Below are 15,230 nucleotides of genomic sequence, written 5' to 3'. Positions count from 1 at the left end.
GAGGTCGTGGTATGGATGACGGATGGCTGGCCGCTGTATGAATCCCGCCTGAAGGGAAAGCTGCACGTAATCAGCAAGCGTTACACTCAGCGAATTGAGCGGCATAACCTGAATCTGAGACAACATCTGGCAAGGCTGGGACGGAAGTCACTGTCGTTCTCAAAATCGGTGGAGCTGCATGACAAAGTCATCGGGCATTATCTGAACATAAAACACTATCAATAAGTTGGAGTCATTACCAACGCTGGGATTTTTTACACTTTGGGCTGACAGGCACCTCTGCTTTTGATCCCGCGAAGAATGATCCGCTGAGTCGTGCCGTGCTTGGTGAACACAGCCTCGAAGATGGCATAGATGGCTTCCTTGGATTGACCTGGAATCAGGAGTTAGCCGCGACAATCGACCGACTGGAATCACTGGATCGAAATGAACTGCGTAAACAGTTTTCCATTAAGCGACTCAATGAAATGGAGATTTATCCGGGAGTGACCTTTTCAGAAGAGTTAGAGGGGCAACTCTTTGCCTCGATCATGCTTGATATGGAAAAGCTGATTAGCGCGTATCGACGTATGCTGCGACAAGGGAATCATGCGCTGACGGTTATTGTTGGGTGATATAGCTTGATGCCTGGGGGAGAAAGACCCATTAGTTAAGATTTACGCCAGGATCATCTTGAAAAAATCTTTAACCATGGTCCGGTTTTTATCCCCTTGTATAAATATTACTAAATGCTTGCTTAGTCGCATTGTTAAATGCAATACCGTATATTCGGTATGTAACAGCGATATCCTCTGTGCTGGCAACGATCTGTCATGCTTGATGAAAACGGAATTGAACCTGTCATTACCAGGTAGATAAAAAGCCTGTTCAATTTTGGGATTATTTTTTATAACTCGTGTCTGTTATGGCGACACGGGAAAACATCAATATTGTCCTTCACAAATTGCAGTAATATAGAATCAACCTCTCTTGCAAGTTGGTCACAATGTATTATAAGCATTTTGAATATGTCATCCTCTGTAATCTCGTGAAAATTTTCGGCCTTGTCTTTTAGCTCATCATATCGGATTCTTGCAGTAACCATTTTTTGGGCGAGTTCTAATAACCCCAAAGCTTGCAATTGCTGGTGAGTATGATCACTTTCAAAAAATATCCCACACTCCATTCCTTCCCAACCAACATATTCATGCCATTCATAAACCAGCATAAATGTTTGTAAAACTGGCGGTAATAATTGGATATCTGCAAAACCAAACCAAAACTTACGCTTGAGATCCCACTCATATTCAATCGCCAATGCTATATTGTTTAAGGCATCTCCGGCATCCTTATTTTTACGCAAAATCAATTCCGTCAGTGTATAGCGTTGTTCATCAATACGCCGAAGAGCTTCTGCAATATCATAGTTTGTAGCCAACAAAACATTCTCTGCTTCCTGATGAGTGACGTCTGCTTTTGCCGTCAATATATTGATTTGGTCAATATGAAACAACTTGATGGCTTCATCAACATCACCGCCAGTCCTCTCTAACAAACGTCTGGCAACCTGGATACCGACAGGTACGTTCTTCCGAAGTTTACGAATTTCACTTAACCATTCCATGTCAAACCCCTTTAAATATTTATGATATTAAATATAACAACGTCTGGATAACGACCCGGCCTGACTGAATATCTCACGTTTTCCTGCTTAACATTCATGTTATGATGCTCTTGAAACTAATAATACGTATGGAATTGTCACTATTTATCTGCTAATGAATTCAAACAATGTCATTCGTTTGATGAATATATTATTTCAGGGAATAATTATGACACCTTTAGAACGCATTACCCAACTTGTTAATATCAATGGTGATGTTAATAATCCTGATACTCCTCGTCCATTGTTATCTCTTGAGGATTTTTTTATTGACAATAATATCCATGGTTCAATATGTTGCAATGTGATTCCAGAACAATCTCCGCAAGCTATCTATCACCATTTTCTGAAAATACGTGAGCGTAACAATGTTAGTGATGTTTTGGTAGAAATTACGATGTTCGATGACCCAGACTGGCCCTTTAGTGAAAGTATTTTAGTTATCACCACTGCTTCACCAGAAGAAGTTCAGAGCTGGTTTGTAGAAGAAATTGCCCCTGATGAGTGCTGGGAAGGATGGTCAGAAGATACGGAGCATGGATGGGTTGAAGTCCCTGTGGGTATGCATCCGGTTACTTGTTGGTGGGATTAAAACATTTATATAAACAGATAAGCGGATGTTTACATAAATTTTTATGTGAAGGAACATGATGAAACTTATTCCTCGCAGTAGTGATATTTCACCTGGCATTGATGGAATTTGCCCGGGGCCTTTTCCTCCGAACGGATTTACCGTACTTACAGATGCAGCATATGGTAACGGAGACTGTTTCGGTTTGTACTGGCCTATTGGTCAGGAGCATAAACTACCTATAGTGTGCGAAACGTACCATGACGAATGGCGAATCGTACCTGCCTTTTCCAGCATTAAGAAGTTCGAAGAATGGCTGGAAGTGAATGATGATGATCCCCATGAAAATGGCATCAGCATCGAAGATCAAGACTTTGCAGCAAATCTCTTCCGTGTTGCTCGGAAATGTCTTTCAACGGGAAGGCTTGATGACGCACTGCCACTGTTACAGCGAGCAACAGAACAATTGCCTGAAGTCAGCGAATATTGGTTAGCACTGGCAATCCAGTATCGCCGATGTAAAAAAACAGAAGCTGCAGCACAGGCTGCGCTTAATGCTTATCTTGGCAATTGGGCATTTGGTGTTCCTGACAATAAAGTCATTCATTTGCTGTCACAGGCCGCAGATGTCCCGAATTTCCAGGATGATCCTGTGATTCAGTGCATTAAAGAACAAGGATTAGATCTTAGCTTTGGAGGAACAAAGGAAAATAATAATTACCCCTTGATGCAGATGTGTGTTGATACTTATTTTGCGCAGAGAAAACCGCTTCAGGCATTAACCCTGTTACATAATTATGCCTGGATAATGTCCAGTGAAACGACTGCATTTCAGGAACGCTATGATTTTAATATCGATGAATGGCGGGCAAAATTCAGGCAGTTATGTTTAGAGTATTTTGGCGATAGTCGTACACAGTTCACTTAACGCTCTGCGTCTATCTACTATCCCTTCTTTTTCAGAAAAACCGCCGAGCATGTCGGCGGCTTTCTGACTTACAAAGTAACAGATTACATCAGCGGCATTGCCAAACGCACAATGCTAATCAGCGGTTGTGGCCATACACCCAGCACCAGTACCAACAGTGCAGAGATCAGCACAACGATACCGCCCGCGCTGTACTGCCAGTTTGATGGTGCATCGCGACCCGGTTGTTCCGGGGCGTGAAGATACAGGCTCACCGCCACGCGCAGGTAGTAGTAGAGGCCGATTGCCGAACCGACAACCACGGCACCCACCAGCCACCACAAGTGTGCCTGGACACCGACCGCCAGCACGTAGAACTTACCGATAAAGCCCAGCGTCATCGGGATACCGGCCAGAGACAGCATCATCACCGTCATCACTGCCGCGAGGATCGGACGATGCCAGAACAGACCGCGGTAAGAGAACAGGGAATCAGCATCCGGGCCACGATACGGGCTGGACATCAGGCTGACCACGCCGAACGCGCCGAGGCTGCTGAACAGATAACCGGCCAGGTAAACCCCTACCGCTTCCATCGACATCTCGCCGGTTTGCAGCGCAATCAGCGCTACCAGCAGATAGCCGAGGTGAGAGATAGATGAGTAACCGAGCAGACGTTTGATATTGGTCTGGCTCAGCGCCATCAGGTTACCGAAGATGATGGAGGCAAAGGCGATAATCGCCAGCACCACGCGAATCGCTTCGCTGTCACCCACCGGTGCGTAGAGGAACAGACGCATCACCACACCGAAGATAGCGATTTTGCTCGCCGTCGCCAGGAAAGTGGAAACCGGCGCAGGCGCGCCCTGGTATACGTCTGGCGTCCACAGGTGGAACGGCACCAGAGAGAGTTTGAAGCCGAGGCCAACAATCATCAGGCCGAAACCTGCCAGCAACAGCGGCTCGTTGAGCATACCGTCGCCAAGGTTTTTACCCAACGCGACAAACGACAGGTCGCCAGACTGCGCATACACCAGCGCCATACCAAACAGCAGGAAAGAAGACGCTGCGGCAGAAAGGATGGTGTATTTGATACTGGCTTCCAGTGAACGTTTCTGGCGGAAAGCGTAACCGACCAGGCCAAACAGCGGCAAAGAGATCAGTTCGATACCGAGGAACAGAGACGCCAGATGGTTGGCATTCGCCAGCAGGATCCCGCCCAGCGCGGCAATTAACACCAACAGGTAGAACTCATCCTTGTTGTCGTTATAGCCTTCAAGCCACGGGTAGGCGAAAGTACAGGTGGCGAGGCTCGCCAACAATACCAGCCCGGTGTAAAGCATGGCGAAACCATCAACGCGCATCAGCGGCGTAACGTCCATAGCGCCCGCCTGGCCAACAAACCAGAGCGAAACCAGCGCCGCGTTAAGCCCAATAACCGAGAGCGTAGCGTTGAGGAAATGATTGCGTCGCCACGCAATGGAGAGCATCACAACCACCACCGTCAAGCCGACGATCAGCAACGGTAGCAGTGCGATCAGGTTTTGTGGAGTTATTGTCATGGCGATTTACGGCCTTGTAGTAGTAACGGAATTAACAAACCACTGCTGGATATTGCCAATCGCGGAGTGCGAGGTATCCAGAATCGGCTGCGGATAGAAGCCCAGCAGTACCAGCAGCACCACCAGCAACAGGATCATAAACAGCTCACGCAGCGACATCCCTGGCAGTTCCTGGCTGGCAATCTGGCTTTTCGCTTTACCGAAGTAAGCGCGATGTAACATCGCCAGCGAATAAACAGATGCAAAGACCAGCCCAAAGGTAGAGATAACGGTAATCACCGGTACAACCTGGAAGCTGCCGAACAGAATCATAAATTCGCCGACGAAGTTACCGGTGCCAGGCATCCCAAGCGTTGCCACCGCAAAGAACAGCGACAGTGCTGGCAGCCATTTCATCTTGCTCCACAGACCGCCCATCATGCGCATGTCGCGGGTATGGATACGTTCATAAAGCTGACCACAAAGAATAAACAGACCCGCCGCCGACAAACCGTGCGCAATCATCTGGATTACCGCGCCCTGGTAGGCCAACTGGCTGCCGGTGTAGATAGCAATCAGCACGAAGCCCATGTGGGAAACCGAGGTGTAGGCGATCAGACGTTTGATATCGGTCTGGGCGAAGGCCATCCACGCACCGTAGAAGATGCCGATAACACCCAGCCACATAGCAATTGGCGCGAACTCTGCCGACGCGTTCGGGAACAGCGGCAGGGAGAAACGCAGCAAACCGTAAGCGGCAGTTTTCAGCAAGATCCCCGCGAGGTCAACGGAACCGGCGGTCGGAGCCTGGGAGTGCGCATCCGGCAGCCAGCCATGCAGCGGAACCACCGGCATTTTGACTGCGAAGGCGATGAAGAAGCCCAGCATTAACAGGTATTCCACACCACTGGACATTGGCGTATTCAGCAGCTCTTCATAGTTGAAGGTCCAGACGCCGGTCGCATTGTAGTGAACAAAAACCAGCGCCAGGATGGCAATCAACATCACCAGGCCACTCGCCTGGGTGTAAATGAAGAACTTGGTTGCCGCCGTGATACGCGTTTTACCGTCAGAGGCTTTATGCCCCCACAGTGCGATCAGGAAGTACATCGGCACCAGCATCATTTCCCAGAAGAAGAAGAACAGGAACATGTCGATGGCAAGGAACACGCCGATAACGCCGCCCAGGATCCACATCAGGTTGAGGTGGAAGAAGCCCTGATATTTTTCGATCTCTTTCCACGAACATAGTACCGCCAGCACACCGAGCAGACCGGTCAGCACGACCATCAGCAGCGACAGCCCGTCAATGGCGAGATGAATAGAGATACCAAAACGCGGGATCCACGGCATGTCGAATTCAGACTGCCACTGCGGAATTCCGGCGGATTGCGTCAGTGAATAACCGCCCTGCAACCACAGTTGCAGCGACAGCGCCAGCGTCAATCCCATGGTGATCAGCGCGATCCAGCGTGGCACCTTGACGCCAAAGCGTTCGGTCTGCCAGCACAGGAAGCCGCCAATAAAGGGAATTAATATTAGCCAGGGTAGTAACATGGCGATCTTTATTCCTTGTAAAAGTCCCGTCAGGACCGGATTTTCAACGAATTCTCACGACAGAAAATTCTCTTCGGACTGGGGGTAGTGTCGGATGCACCGCGAAGGCGGCTTATCCGACCTACGTTCTTATATGCCCAGGGGCAATCCCACAATCCTTAACTCAACGCAGTACCATCAACAGTGCCAGCACCACGACCGCACCGATGCTCATGGATGCCACATACCAGCGCAGATAGCCGTTCTCACTTAACAGCAGACCTTTACCTGCAAAGCGGGAAAGGACAGCCGGGATGTTCATCATTGAGTTCAGCGGATCGCGTTTCAGCAACCAGGCAATACCCAGGAACGGCTTGACGAACACTTTGTCATACAGCCAGTCAAATCCCCAGGCGTTGTACCACCAGGTGCCCAGCAGACGGCCCGGCGCACTGTTGGCGATGGAGGTCACCAGAGTACGTTTACCCAGCCACAGCCAGGCTGCCAGCAGAATGCCGACCACCGCGACCACGCCAGAGGTAATTTCCAGGGTCAACATGCTGCCGTGCGCCAGTTCCGTCGTTTGCGGAAGCACGCCCTGCAGCGGCGGTACAATCAGTGCGCCAACGAAGGTGGAAAGGATCAGCAGCACAATCAGCGGCAGGCTGTGAGTTACCCCTTTCACGGCGTGAGCGTGAATTTGTTCTTTTCCGTGGAAGACGATGAAAATCATACGGAAGGTGTAGAGCGAGGTCATAAACGCACCGACCAGACCTGCCACCATCAGATTGATATGACCATTCGCCATCGCACCCGCGAGGATCTCATCCTTACTGAAGAAGCCCGCAGTGACCAGCGGTAGTGCCGACAGTGCTGCGCCGCCCACCAGGAAGCAGAGATAAACCAGCGGAATAGATTTACGCAGACCGCCCATCTTGAAGATGTTCTGTTCGTGATGGCAGGCCAGAATGACGGAACCGGATGCCAGGAACAGCAGCGCTTTAAAGAACGCGTGGGTCATCAAGTGGAAAATCGCCGCATCCCATGCCTGCACGCCAAGCGCGAGGAACATGTAGCCAATCTGGCTCATGGTAGAGTAAGCGAGAACACGTTTGATGTCGGTCTGTACCAGCGCGGCAAAACCGGCCAGCAGCAGCGTAACCGCCCCGACAATACCCACCAGATGCAGAACTTCCGGCGTCATCAGGAACAGGCCGTGGGTACGGGCGATCAGGTAGACACCCGCGGTTACCATGGTTGCGGCGTGGATCAGCGCGGAGACAGGCGTCGGGCCCGCCATCGCGTCGGCAAGCCATGTCTGCAACGGCAACTGCGCAGATTTACCGACCGCACCGCCCAGCAGCATCAGCGTCGCCCACATCAGCATGTTATTGCCGTCAGCAAAGTGCGCTGGTGCCAGTTCCACCATTTCGCGGAAGTTCAGGGTGCCCAGTTCGTTGTAAAGAATGAACAGTGCGAAAGCGAGGAACACGTCACCCACACGGGTCACGACGAACGCTTTCATTGCCGCTGCGCCATTCTTCGGATCGGTGTAATAGAACCCGATCAGCAGATAGGAGCACAGGCCCACGCCTTCCCAGCCGAGGTACATCAGCAGCAGGTTGTCGGCAAGCACCAGAACCACCATGCTGGCGATGAACAGGTTGGTGTAAGCGAAGAAGCGAGAGTAGCCCTCTTCACCGCGCATATACCAGGAGGCGTACATGTGAATAAGGAAACCCACACCAGTGACCACCGAGAGCATGGTCAGCGACAGGCCGTCCAGCACCAGGTTAAAACCGATGTTAAAGTCGCCTACCGACATCCACGTCCACAGCGGCTGGCTGTATGTCTGCTCGCCGTTAGCGAAGAAATCAACGCCGATAAAGGCGGTTACCAGCGCCGCCAGGCCCACAGAGCCTACGCCGACGATCGCCGAGACGTTTTCAGACCAGCGCCCACGGGAGAATGCCAGCAGGACGAAGCCAATCAATGGCAAAATAATGGTTAAGGCAAGCATGTTCATCCGCGCATCTCACTTACTGAATCGATGTTCAGGTTCTGGCGACGACGGTGAAGTTGCAGCAGCAGCGCAAGGCCGATACTCGCTTCTGCCGCCGCGAGGCTGATGGCGAGAATGTACATCACCTGACCGTCGGTCTGGCCCCAGTAGCTTCCGGCGACCACGAAGGCCAGCGCGGAGGCGTTAATCATGATTTCCAGACCAATCAACATAAACAGCAGATTGCGACGGATAACCAGACCGGTTAAGCCAAGAACGAATAAGATTGCCGCGAGGATCAGTCCATGTTGTAAGGGGATCATGCGTGCTCCTCCGTTTTTCTTTTCGCGCTGTCGTCTTTACGATTGCTCAGCACTTCACCCGCACGCTCTTCACGACCGACGTGGAAGGCCACAACCAGACCTGCGAGCAGCAGCATAGAAGCCAGTTCCACCGCCAGTACGTAAGGCCCGAACAGCGTAATACCCACTGCTTTAGCACTGATTGGCGTACCGTCGATACCCTGATCGTTAACACCGAGGATGGCGTAAACAATCACCACCAGCATGATGGCCGACAAAATTGCCGGACCAATCCACACCTGCGGTTTCAGCCACTGGCGTTCCTGTTCGATTTCTGAACCGCCCAGGTTGAGCATCATCACCACGAACACGAACAGCACCATAATGGCACCCGCGTAGACGATAATTTCCAGCGCACCGGCGAAGTAAGCGCCCAGTGAGAAGAACACCCCGGAAATCGCCAGCAGCGAAATAATCAGGTACAGCAGTGCGTGTACCGGATTGGTATGGGTGATCACTCGCAAGGTCGCAAGTATGGCTATCAGGCCACAGATATAAAAAGCGAACTCCATTGCCCCTCTCCTTACGGTAACAGGCTCTTGACGTCGATAGGCTTGGCTTCGTTCTCTGCTTCGCCCTTATCTTTGCCGTCGATTGCCATACCTGCCATCCGGTAGAAGTTATATTCCGGGTATTTGCCCGGACCGGAGATCAGCAGATCCTCTTTCTCGTAAACCAGATCCTGGCGCTTGTATTCCCCCATTTCGAAATCCGGGGTTAACTGAATCGCCGTGGTCGGACAGGCTTCTTCGCACAGACCACAGAAAATGCAGCGTGAGAAGTTGATGCGGAAAAATTCCGGGTACCAGCGACCGTCTTTGGTTTCTGCTTTTTGCAGCGAGATACAGCCGACCGGGCAGGCTACCGCGCAGAGGTTACAGGCTACGCAACGCTCTTCGCCGTCCGGGTCGCGGGTCAGAACGATACGACCACGATAACGGGGCGGCAGATAGACCGGCTCTTCCGGGTACATTCGCGTTTCGCGTTTGGCGAACGCGTGCAGGCCGATCATCCAGATACTACGAACCTGGGTGCCGAAACCTACTAACAATTCTTTTAAGGTCATGGTCTTATTGCCCCTTATTGCGCCTGCCAGAGAATGACAGCCGCCGTTACCAGCAAGTTGATCAGCGTCAGCGGCAGGCAGATTTTCCAGCCGAAGGACATTACCTGGTCATAACGCGGACGCGGTAACGACGCACGAATCAAAATGAACATCATCATAAAGAACGCGGTTTTCAGCGCGAACCAGATGAATGGCGGTAACAACGGGCCTTGCCAGCCACCGAAGAACAGCGTCACCATCAATGCAGAGATGGTCACAATCCCGATGTACTCACCCACGAAGAACAGACCGAACTTCATACCGGAATATTCAATGTGGTAACCATCCGCCAGTTCCTGCTCGGCTTCCGGCTGGTCAAACGGGTGACGGTGACATACCGCCACGCCCGCGATGGCAAAGGTAATAAAACCAAAGAATTGCGGGATAACGTTCCACACATGCGCCTGGCTGTTGACGATGTCGGTCATGTTGAATGAACCGGCCTGCGCCACCACGCCCATCAAGGAAAGCCCGAGGAACACTTCGTAGCTCAGGGTCTGCGCAGAAGCACGCATCGCACCCAGCAACGAGTATTTGTTGTTACTTGACCAGCCCGCAAACAGCACCGCGTAAACCGCCAGACCTGCCATCATCAGGAAGAACAAAATCCCGATGTTCAGGTCGGCAACCACCCAACCCGGACTGACTGGCACAATCGCAAAGGCCAGCAGCAGCGAGGTAAAGGCAATCATCGGTGCCAGGGTAAAGATGACGCGATCCGAGAATTTCGGGATCCAGTCTTCTTTAAAGAACATTTTGATCATGTCCGCAACCAGCTGGAGCGAACCGCCCCAGCCAACACGGTTAGGTCCGTAACGGTTCTGGAACAGACCCAGCAGGCGACGTTCGCCAAAGCTCATGAATGCCCCGCAGGTGACAACCACCAGCAGGATCACCACCGCTTTGAGGATGGTCAGCAGGATCTCAATCAGTTCCGGTGATATCCAACTCATTGTTGTGCCTCCTTGAGATCCTCAAGATGCGCGCCAGCCAGCACCGGAGCAATGCCGGACATACCCATCGGCAAGCCCACCTGCCCTGCCGTCAGTCCTTCGGCGATTTCAACCGGCAGCGTGACCGTGTTGCCATCGTAACTAAAGGAGACGCGTGTACCTGCGTTCACACCCAACTTCGCGGCATCCGCTGGGTTGAGTTTGATGTACGGCTGCGGCATACGGCTCTGGAAGACCGGAGCACGCTGTGACAATTCATCGCTGCCAAACAGGTGGTAATACGGCGCGATACGCCATTTCCCGTCCTGCGGCTGGAAGCGTGCCGGTACGCTGGTGAAGTAATCCAGACCATTTTCGCTGGTTTCAAACAGACGCACGCCCGGATCGCCAAAGCGCAGTTTGCCGCCCACTTCGTCCTGGAATTTGTTCCACGCCTGCGGGGAGTTCCAGCCCGGCGCCCAGGCAAACGGCACTTGCGAACGGTGCGCAGTCGGCTGGTTGTTACCTTCCATCGAGAAGGTGAACATGGTGTCAATATCCTGCGGCTGACGCGGCTCATGAACGCTGATATTGGCGCGCATGGCGGTACGACCGCTGTAACGGTGCGGTTCACGGGCCAGTTTCTGCCCACGAATACGGAATGTCGCATCCGGCGCAGCATCTTTGATACCTGCCAGTTCCGGGATTTTCGCCACAACAGCGTCAATCACATGGTCGAGCTGCGTCCAGTCCACTTCACGGCTCAGCAGGGTGCTGTGCAGCGAGTGTAACCAGCGCCAGCTTTCCAGCATGACAGTTTTGCTGTCGTAATAAGCAGGATCGTAAACCTGGAAGAAACGTTGGGCGCGGCCTTCGTTGTTGATCACCGTACCGTCGCTTTCAGCAAAGCTGGCAGCAGAAAGTACCAGATGGGCGTTTTCCATAATCGCTGTGCGTTGATGATCAACCACCATCACCAGCGGTGCTTTAGCCAGCGCAGCATTCACGCGGATAGCAGAAGCGTGACGATGCAGATCGTTTTCCAACACCACCACCGCGTCGGCGCGTCCGGTTTCCAGTTCGGTTAACGCTTCTTCAAGCGAACCGCCACCCATAATGCCCAGCCCCATGCTGTTGACGGAACGGGCAATCATGGTGATACCGACGTCAGCGCCGCGACCTTTCAGGGCTTTCGCGACGTTAGCCGCCGCCTGAATCACCTCTAAGCTACCGGCGTTCGTCCCGGAGATAATCAACGGTTTCTTCGCACCTGCCAGTGCCTGCACGATGACGTCGATTTTGCTTTGCAGCTCAGGTTCGATACCGTCAACCGCTGGTGCAGAGTTATCCAGCGCATGGGCGATGGCAAAACCTAAACGCGCCTGATCTTCAACCGGTGCGCGGTAAGTCCACGCCGCGATATCATCCAGACGGGTGTCATCAACGTTGGTAACAAACAGCGGATGCTTCGCACGTTGACCGATGTTGAGGATTGCCGCAATCTGCCAGTCAGCCACTTTCTGTGCTGCCGCCATTTCGCGCGCTTTACCTTTCACAGCCTGACGCACTGCCAGCGCGACGCGCGCGCCGGTCTGGGTAACGTCTTCGCCCAGCACCAGTACCGCATCGTAAGATTCGATTTCGCGCAGAGCCGGAGTATAAATGCCGCCTTCACGCAGCACTTTCAGCGCCAGTTGCAGACGTTCCTGCTCACCGTGAGCGATACCGGTGTAGAAGTTTTCTTCGCCCACCAGTTCACGCAGCGCAAAGTTGCTTTCCACGCTGGCACGCGGAGAACCAATACCGATCACTTTCTTCGACTGACGCAGAATATCTGCCGCGCCCTGCATTGCCTGTTCGGCGTTGAGGGTAATGAAATCATCGCCACGACGCTGTACTGGCTGACGCGGACGATCCTTCAGGTTGACGTAACCGTAACCGAAACGACCACGGTCGCAGAGGAAGTAGTGGTTTACCGTACCGTTGTAACGGTTTTCGATACGACGCAGTTCGCCGTAACGTTCACCGGGGCTGATGTTACAGCCGATGGAACATTGCTGGCAGATGCTCGGCGCAAACTGCATATCCCATTTACGGTTGTAACGCTCGGAGTGCGTTTTGTCGGTAAATACGCCGGTCGGGCAAATTTCGACCAGGTTACCGGAAAATTCGCTTTCCAGCGTGCCGTCTTCCGGGCGACCGAAGTAGACGTTGTCGTGCGCACCGTAAACGCCCAGATCTGTACCGTCAGCGTAATCTTTGTAGTAACGCACACAGCGGTAGCAGGCGATGCAGCGGTTCATTTCGTGAGAGATGAATGGCCCCAAATCCTGATTACGGTGGGTACGTTTGGTGAAACGGTAGCGACGGAAGCTGTGTCCGGTCATCACAGTCATATCCTGAAGATGGCAGTTACCGCCCTCTTCACATACCGGACAGTCGTGCGGGTGGTTGGTCATCAACCACTCGACCACGCTTTCACGGAACTGTTTCGCTTCTTCGTCGTCAATGGAAATAAAGGTGCCATCGGAAGCCGGTGTCATACAGGACATCACCAGGCGACCACGCGTGTCTTCCGCGTTTTGGTATTGCTTCACCGCACACTGGCGGCAAGCACCGACACTTCCCAGCGCCGGATGCCAGCAAAAGTAAGGAATATCAAGGCCCAGAGACAGACAAGCTTCCAGCAGGTTGTCCGCTCCGTTGACCTCGTATTCTTTGCCGTCTACATGAATTGTAGCCATTAGCATGCTTCCAGTTTTCTCAGTCAGAGACTGAGCGTTAATCGAAATTCGGTTACCAGCGCTCTTTCAGCAGGTTCGGCTGAATCCCATTAATCAAATGGGTATTGCTGAACGGCTGTTTGATTCCCGCCTCAAATTCTTCGCGGAAATATTTGATGGCGCTCTGTAACGGCTCCACTGCACCAGGTGCGTGGGCACAGAAAGTTTTACCCGGGCCTAAGAATCGACACAGTTGCTCAAGTGTTTCGATATCGCCCGGCTGACCTTCACCACGCTCCAGCGCACGCAGAATTTTCACGCTCCACGGCAGACCGTCGCGGCACGGCGTACACCAGCCGCAGGACTCACGGGCGAAAAACTCTTCCAGGTTACGCACCAGCGACACCATGTTGATCTCATGGTCAACCGCCATCGCCAGCGCCGTACCCAGACGGCTGCCCGCTTTACCGATACTTTCGAATTCCATCGGCAGATCAAGGTGCGCTTCGGTCAGGAAGTCAGTCCCCGCGCCGCCTGGCTGCCAGGCTTTAAATTTCAGACCATCACGCATACCACCGGCGTAATCTTCGAGGATCTCGCGTGCGGTGGTGCCGAACGGCAGTTCCCACAGTCCCGGATTTTTCACCCGACCGGAGAAGCCCATCAGCTTGGTGCCAGCATCTTTACTTTTCGAGATGTTCTGATACCACTCCACGCCGTTAGCGAGGATCGCCGGAACGTTACACAGGGTTTCGACGTTGTTGACACAGGTCGGTTTACCCCATGCGCCGGAGGTTGCCGGGAAGGGTGGCTTCGAGCGTGGGTTAGCACGACGTCCTTCCAGGGAGTTGATTAACGCTGTTTCTTCCCCGCAGATGTAGCGCCCTGCCCCGGTATGGACGAACAGTTCGAAATCGAAACCTGTTCCCATAATGTTTTTGCCAAGCAGACCCGCTTCGGTGGCTTCGGCAATGGCACGGCGCAGATTAACTGCCGCTTCGATATATTCGCCACGCAGGAAGATGTAGCCACGGTAAGCTTTCAGCGCAAACGCGGAGATGAGCATACCTTCCACCAGCAGGTGCGGCAGTTGCTCCATCAACAGGCGGTCTTTATAGGTGCCCGGCTCCATTTCATCGGCATTACACAGCAGGTAACGGATGTTCATGGATTCGTCTTTCGGCATCAGGCTCCATTTCAGGCCAGTCGAGAAGCCCGCGCCGCCGCGCCCTTTCAGACCAGCGTCTTTTACCTGATTAACGATTTCGTCCGGAGACAGCCCGGTCAGCGCCTTACGCGCGCCTTCGTAACCGTTTTTGCTGCGGTATTCGTCCAGCCACACTGGCTGTTTGTCATCGCGCAGACGCCAGGTCAGCGGATGCGTTTCGGGAGTACGGATAATGTTTTTCATTTATACCGCTCCAGCAGTTCAGGGATCGCTTCCGGGGTCAGATGCGCGTGAGTGTCCTCATCGATCATCATGTTTGGCCCTTTATCACAGTTCCCCAGGCAGCAAGTTGGCAGCAGCGTAAAGCGGCCATCAAATGTCGTTTGCCCTGGTTTGATGTTCAGCTTTTTCTCGAGCGCCGCCTGAATACCCTGATAACCGTTGATATGACAGACCACGCTGTCACAATAACGGATCACATGGCGACCAACCGGCTGGCGGAAGATCTGACTGTAGAACGTTGCCACACCTTCGACGTCGCTTGCCGGAATACCCAGCACATCGGCGATCGCGTGGATCGCACCATCCGGCACCCAGCCACGCTGCTTCTGAACGATTTTCAGCGCTTCAATGGACGCCGCACGCGGGTCTTCGTAGTGGTGCATCTCGTGCTCGATCGCTTCACGCTCTGCCGCACTCAGCTCAAAAGCCTCGGTTTGTGGTTGTTGATTCTCGTGCATA

General features: G+C 52.8%; 14 protein-coding genes and 1 pseudogene. 4 read left to right on the top strand and 11 right to left on the bottom strand.

Annotated elements, in window-relative coordinates:
- Together K0778_RS09855 and K0778_RS09850 are read left to right on the top strand one after the other, a co-directional pair.
- Positions 1 to 225: IS1 family transposase (locus tag K0778_RS09855; RefSeq protein WP_024169623.1), on the top strand; the 225-nt coding region annotated here is incomplete at its 5' end.
- 14 nt (positions 226 to 239) lie between these two features.
- Positions 240 to 614 (top strand): annotated as a pseudogene (locus K0778_RS09850) (YfbM family protein); the annotation flags it as partial.
- Positions 615 to 886: 272 nt separating this feature from the next.
- Here the strand turns inward: K0778_RS09850 and yfbN are convergent.
- Positions 887 to 1,603, bottom strand: a complete 717-nt coding sequence (gene yfbN / locus K0778_RS09845; protein ID WP_000455114.1) for a protein YfbN — start codon at positions 1,601 to 1,603, stop codon at positions 887 to 889.
- Positions 1,604 to 1,811: 208 nt separating this feature from the next.
- Between yfbN and yfbO the strand changes: the two genes are divergently transcribed.
- On the top strand, positions 1,812 to 2,234 hold the full coding sequence (yfbO, locus tag K0778_RS09840) for a protein YfbO (RefSeq protein ID WP_000188051.1): 423 nt from the start codon (positions 1,812 to 1,814) through the stop codon (positions 2,232 to 2,234).
- Between the two features lie 58 nt (positions 2,235 to 2,292).
- A complete protein-coding gene (gene yfbP / locus K0778_RS09835) occupies positions 2,293 to 3,141 on the top strand; it encodes a tetratricopeptide repeat protein YfbP (RefSeq protein WP_000767280.1) in 849 nt (282 codons plus the stop codon).
- Between the two features lie 83 nt (positions 3,142 to 3,224).
- On the opposite strand, the gene nuoN is transcribed toward yfbP, so the two are convergent.
- The 10 genes from nuoN to nuoE form a co-directional block, all read right to left on the bottom strand.
- Complete coding sequence (nuoN, locus tag K0778_RS09830; protein ID WP_000156701.1) at positions 3,225 to 4,682, bottom strand: NADH-quinone oxidoreductase subunit NuoN; 1,458 nt, start codon at positions 4,680 to 4,682, stop codon at positions 3,225 to 3,227.
- A gap of 6 nt (positions 4,683 to 4,688) precedes the next feature.
- On the bottom strand, positions 4,689 to 6,218 hold the full coding sequence (gene nuoM, locus K0778_RS09825) for an NADH-quinone oxidoreductase subunit M (protein WP_000926441.1): 1,530 nt from the start codon (positions 6,216 to 6,218) through the stop codon (positions 4,689 to 4,691).
- Positions 6,219 to 6,381: 163 nt separating this feature from the next.
- The gene (gene nuoL, locus K0778_RS09820) at positions 6,382 to 8,223 is read right to left on the bottom strand and encodes an NADH-quinone oxidoreductase subunit L (RefSeq protein WP_001056643.1); all 1,842 of its coding nucleotides are present in this window, start codon (positions 8,221 to 8,223) and stop codon (positions 6,382 to 6,384) included.
- Entirely contained in the window at positions 8,220 to 8,522 is a 303-nt protein-coding gene (gene nuoK, locus K0778_RS09815) for an NADH-quinone oxidoreductase subunit NuoK (protein ID WP_000612644.1), read from the bottom strand. Before nuoK ends, nuoL begins: the two co-directional genes overlap by 4 nt.
- Entirely contained in the window at positions 8,519 to 9,073 is a 555-nt protein-coding gene (nuoJ, locus tag K0778_RS09810) for an NADH-quinone oxidoreductase subunit J (RefSeq protein WP_000393511.1), read from the bottom strand. The genes nuoK and nuoJ overlap by 4 nt, the downstream gene beginning before the upstream one ends.
- 11 nt (positions 9,074 to 9,084) lie before the next feature.
- Entirely contained in the window at positions 9,085 to 9,627 is a 543-nt protein-coding gene (gene nuoI, locus K0778_RS09805) for an NADH-quinone oxidoreductase subunit NuoI (protein ID WP_000172749.1), read from the bottom strand.
- A gap of 14 nt (positions 9,628 to 9,641) precedes the next feature.
- The gene (gene nuoH, locus K0778_RS09800; RefSeq protein ID WP_000118507.1) at positions 9,642 to 10,619 is read right to left on the bottom strand and encodes an NADH-quinone oxidoreductase subunit NuoH; all 978 of its coding nucleotides are present in this window, start codon (positions 10,617 to 10,619) and stop codon (positions 9,642 to 9,644) included.
- A complete protein-coding gene (gene nuoG / locus K0778_RS09795; RefSeq protein WP_000190939.1) occupies positions 10,616 to 13,342 on the bottom strand; it encodes an NADH-quinone oxidoreductase subunit NuoG in 2,727 nt (908 codons plus the stop codon). The genes nuoH and nuoG overlap by 4 nt, the downstream gene beginning before the upstream one ends.
- A 52-nt stretch (positions 13,343 to 13,394) precedes the next feature.
- Positions 13,395 to 14,732 carry an NADH-quinone oxidoreductase subunit NuoF gene (gene nuoF / locus K0778_RS09790; RefSeq protein WP_000789500.1) on the bottom strand — a complete coding sequence of 446 codons (1,338 nt, stop codon included), beginning with the start codon at positions 14,730 to 14,732 and terminating at the stop codon, positions 13,395 to 13,397.
- A complete protein-coding gene (gene nuoE / locus K0778_RS09785; protein WP_000545042.1) occupies positions 14,729 to 15,229 on the bottom strand; it encodes an NADH-quinone oxidoreductase subunit NuoE in 501 nt (166 codons plus the stop codon). The genes nuoF and nuoE overlap by 4 nt, the downstream gene beginning before the upstream one ends.
- Position 15,230: the final 1 nt, after the last annotated feature.

It is taken from the genome of Escherichia sp. XD33, from assembly GCF_019375075.1.
In the GTDB taxonomy this organism is placed as follows: Bacteria; Pseudomonadota; Gammaproteobacteria; order Enterobacterales; family Enterobacteriaceae; genus Enterobacter; species Enterobacter flexneri_A.
Note: the sequence above shows the minus strand (reverse complement) of the source record. Positions and strands in the feature narration are given on the sequence as shown.

Bases quoted from the DNA above. Each gene is read 5' to 3' on its own strand.
- yfbN (WP_000455114.1), bottom strand. From the start codon at position 1,603: ATGGAATGGTTAAGTGAAATTCGTAAACTTCGGAAGAACGTACCTGTC.
- yfbO (WP_000188051.1), top strand. From the start codon at position 1,812: ATGACACCTTTAGAACGCATTACCCAACTTGTTAATATCAATGGTGAT.
- yfbP (WP_000767280.1), top strand. From the start codon at position 2,293: ATGAAACTTATTCCTCGCAGTAGTGATATTTCACCTGGCATTGATGGA.
- nuoN (WP_000156701.1), bottom strand. From the start codon at position 4,682: ATGACAATAACTCCACAAAACCTGATCGCACTGCTACCGTTGCTGATC.
- nuoM (WP_000926441.1), bottom strand. From the start codon at position 6,218: ATGTTACTACCCTGGCTAATATTAATTCCCTTTATTGGCGGCTTCCTG.
- nuoL (WP_001056643.1), bottom strand. From the start codon at position 8,223: ATGAACATGCTTGCCTTAACCATTATTTTGCCATTGATTGGCTTCGTC.
- nuoK (WP_000612644.1), bottom strand. From the start codon at position 8,522: ATGATCCCCTTACAACATGGACTGATCCTCGCGGCAATCTTATTCGTT.
- nuoJ (WP_000393511.1), bottom strand. From the start codon at position 9,073: ATGGAGTTCGCTTTTTATATCTGTGGCCTGATAGCCATACTTGCGACC.
- nuoI (WP_000172749.1), bottom strand. From the start codon at position 9,627: ATGACCTTAAAAGAATTGTTAGTAGGTTTCGGCACCCAGGTTCGTAGT.
- nuoH (WP_000118507.1), bottom strand. From the start codon at position 10,619: ATGAGTTGGATATCACCGGAACTGATTGAGATCCTGCTGACCATCCTC.
- nuoG (WP_000190939.1), bottom strand. From the start codon at position 13,342: ATGGCTACAATTCATGTAGACGGCAAAGAATACGAGGTCAACGGAGCG.
- nuoF (WP_000789500.1), bottom strand. From the start codon at position 14,732: ATGAAAAACATTATCCGTACTCCCGAAACGCATCCGCTGACCTGGCGT.
- nuoE (WP_000545042.1), bottom strand. From the start codon at position 15,229: ATGCACGAGAATCAACAACCACAAACCGAGGCTTTTGAGCTGAGTGCG.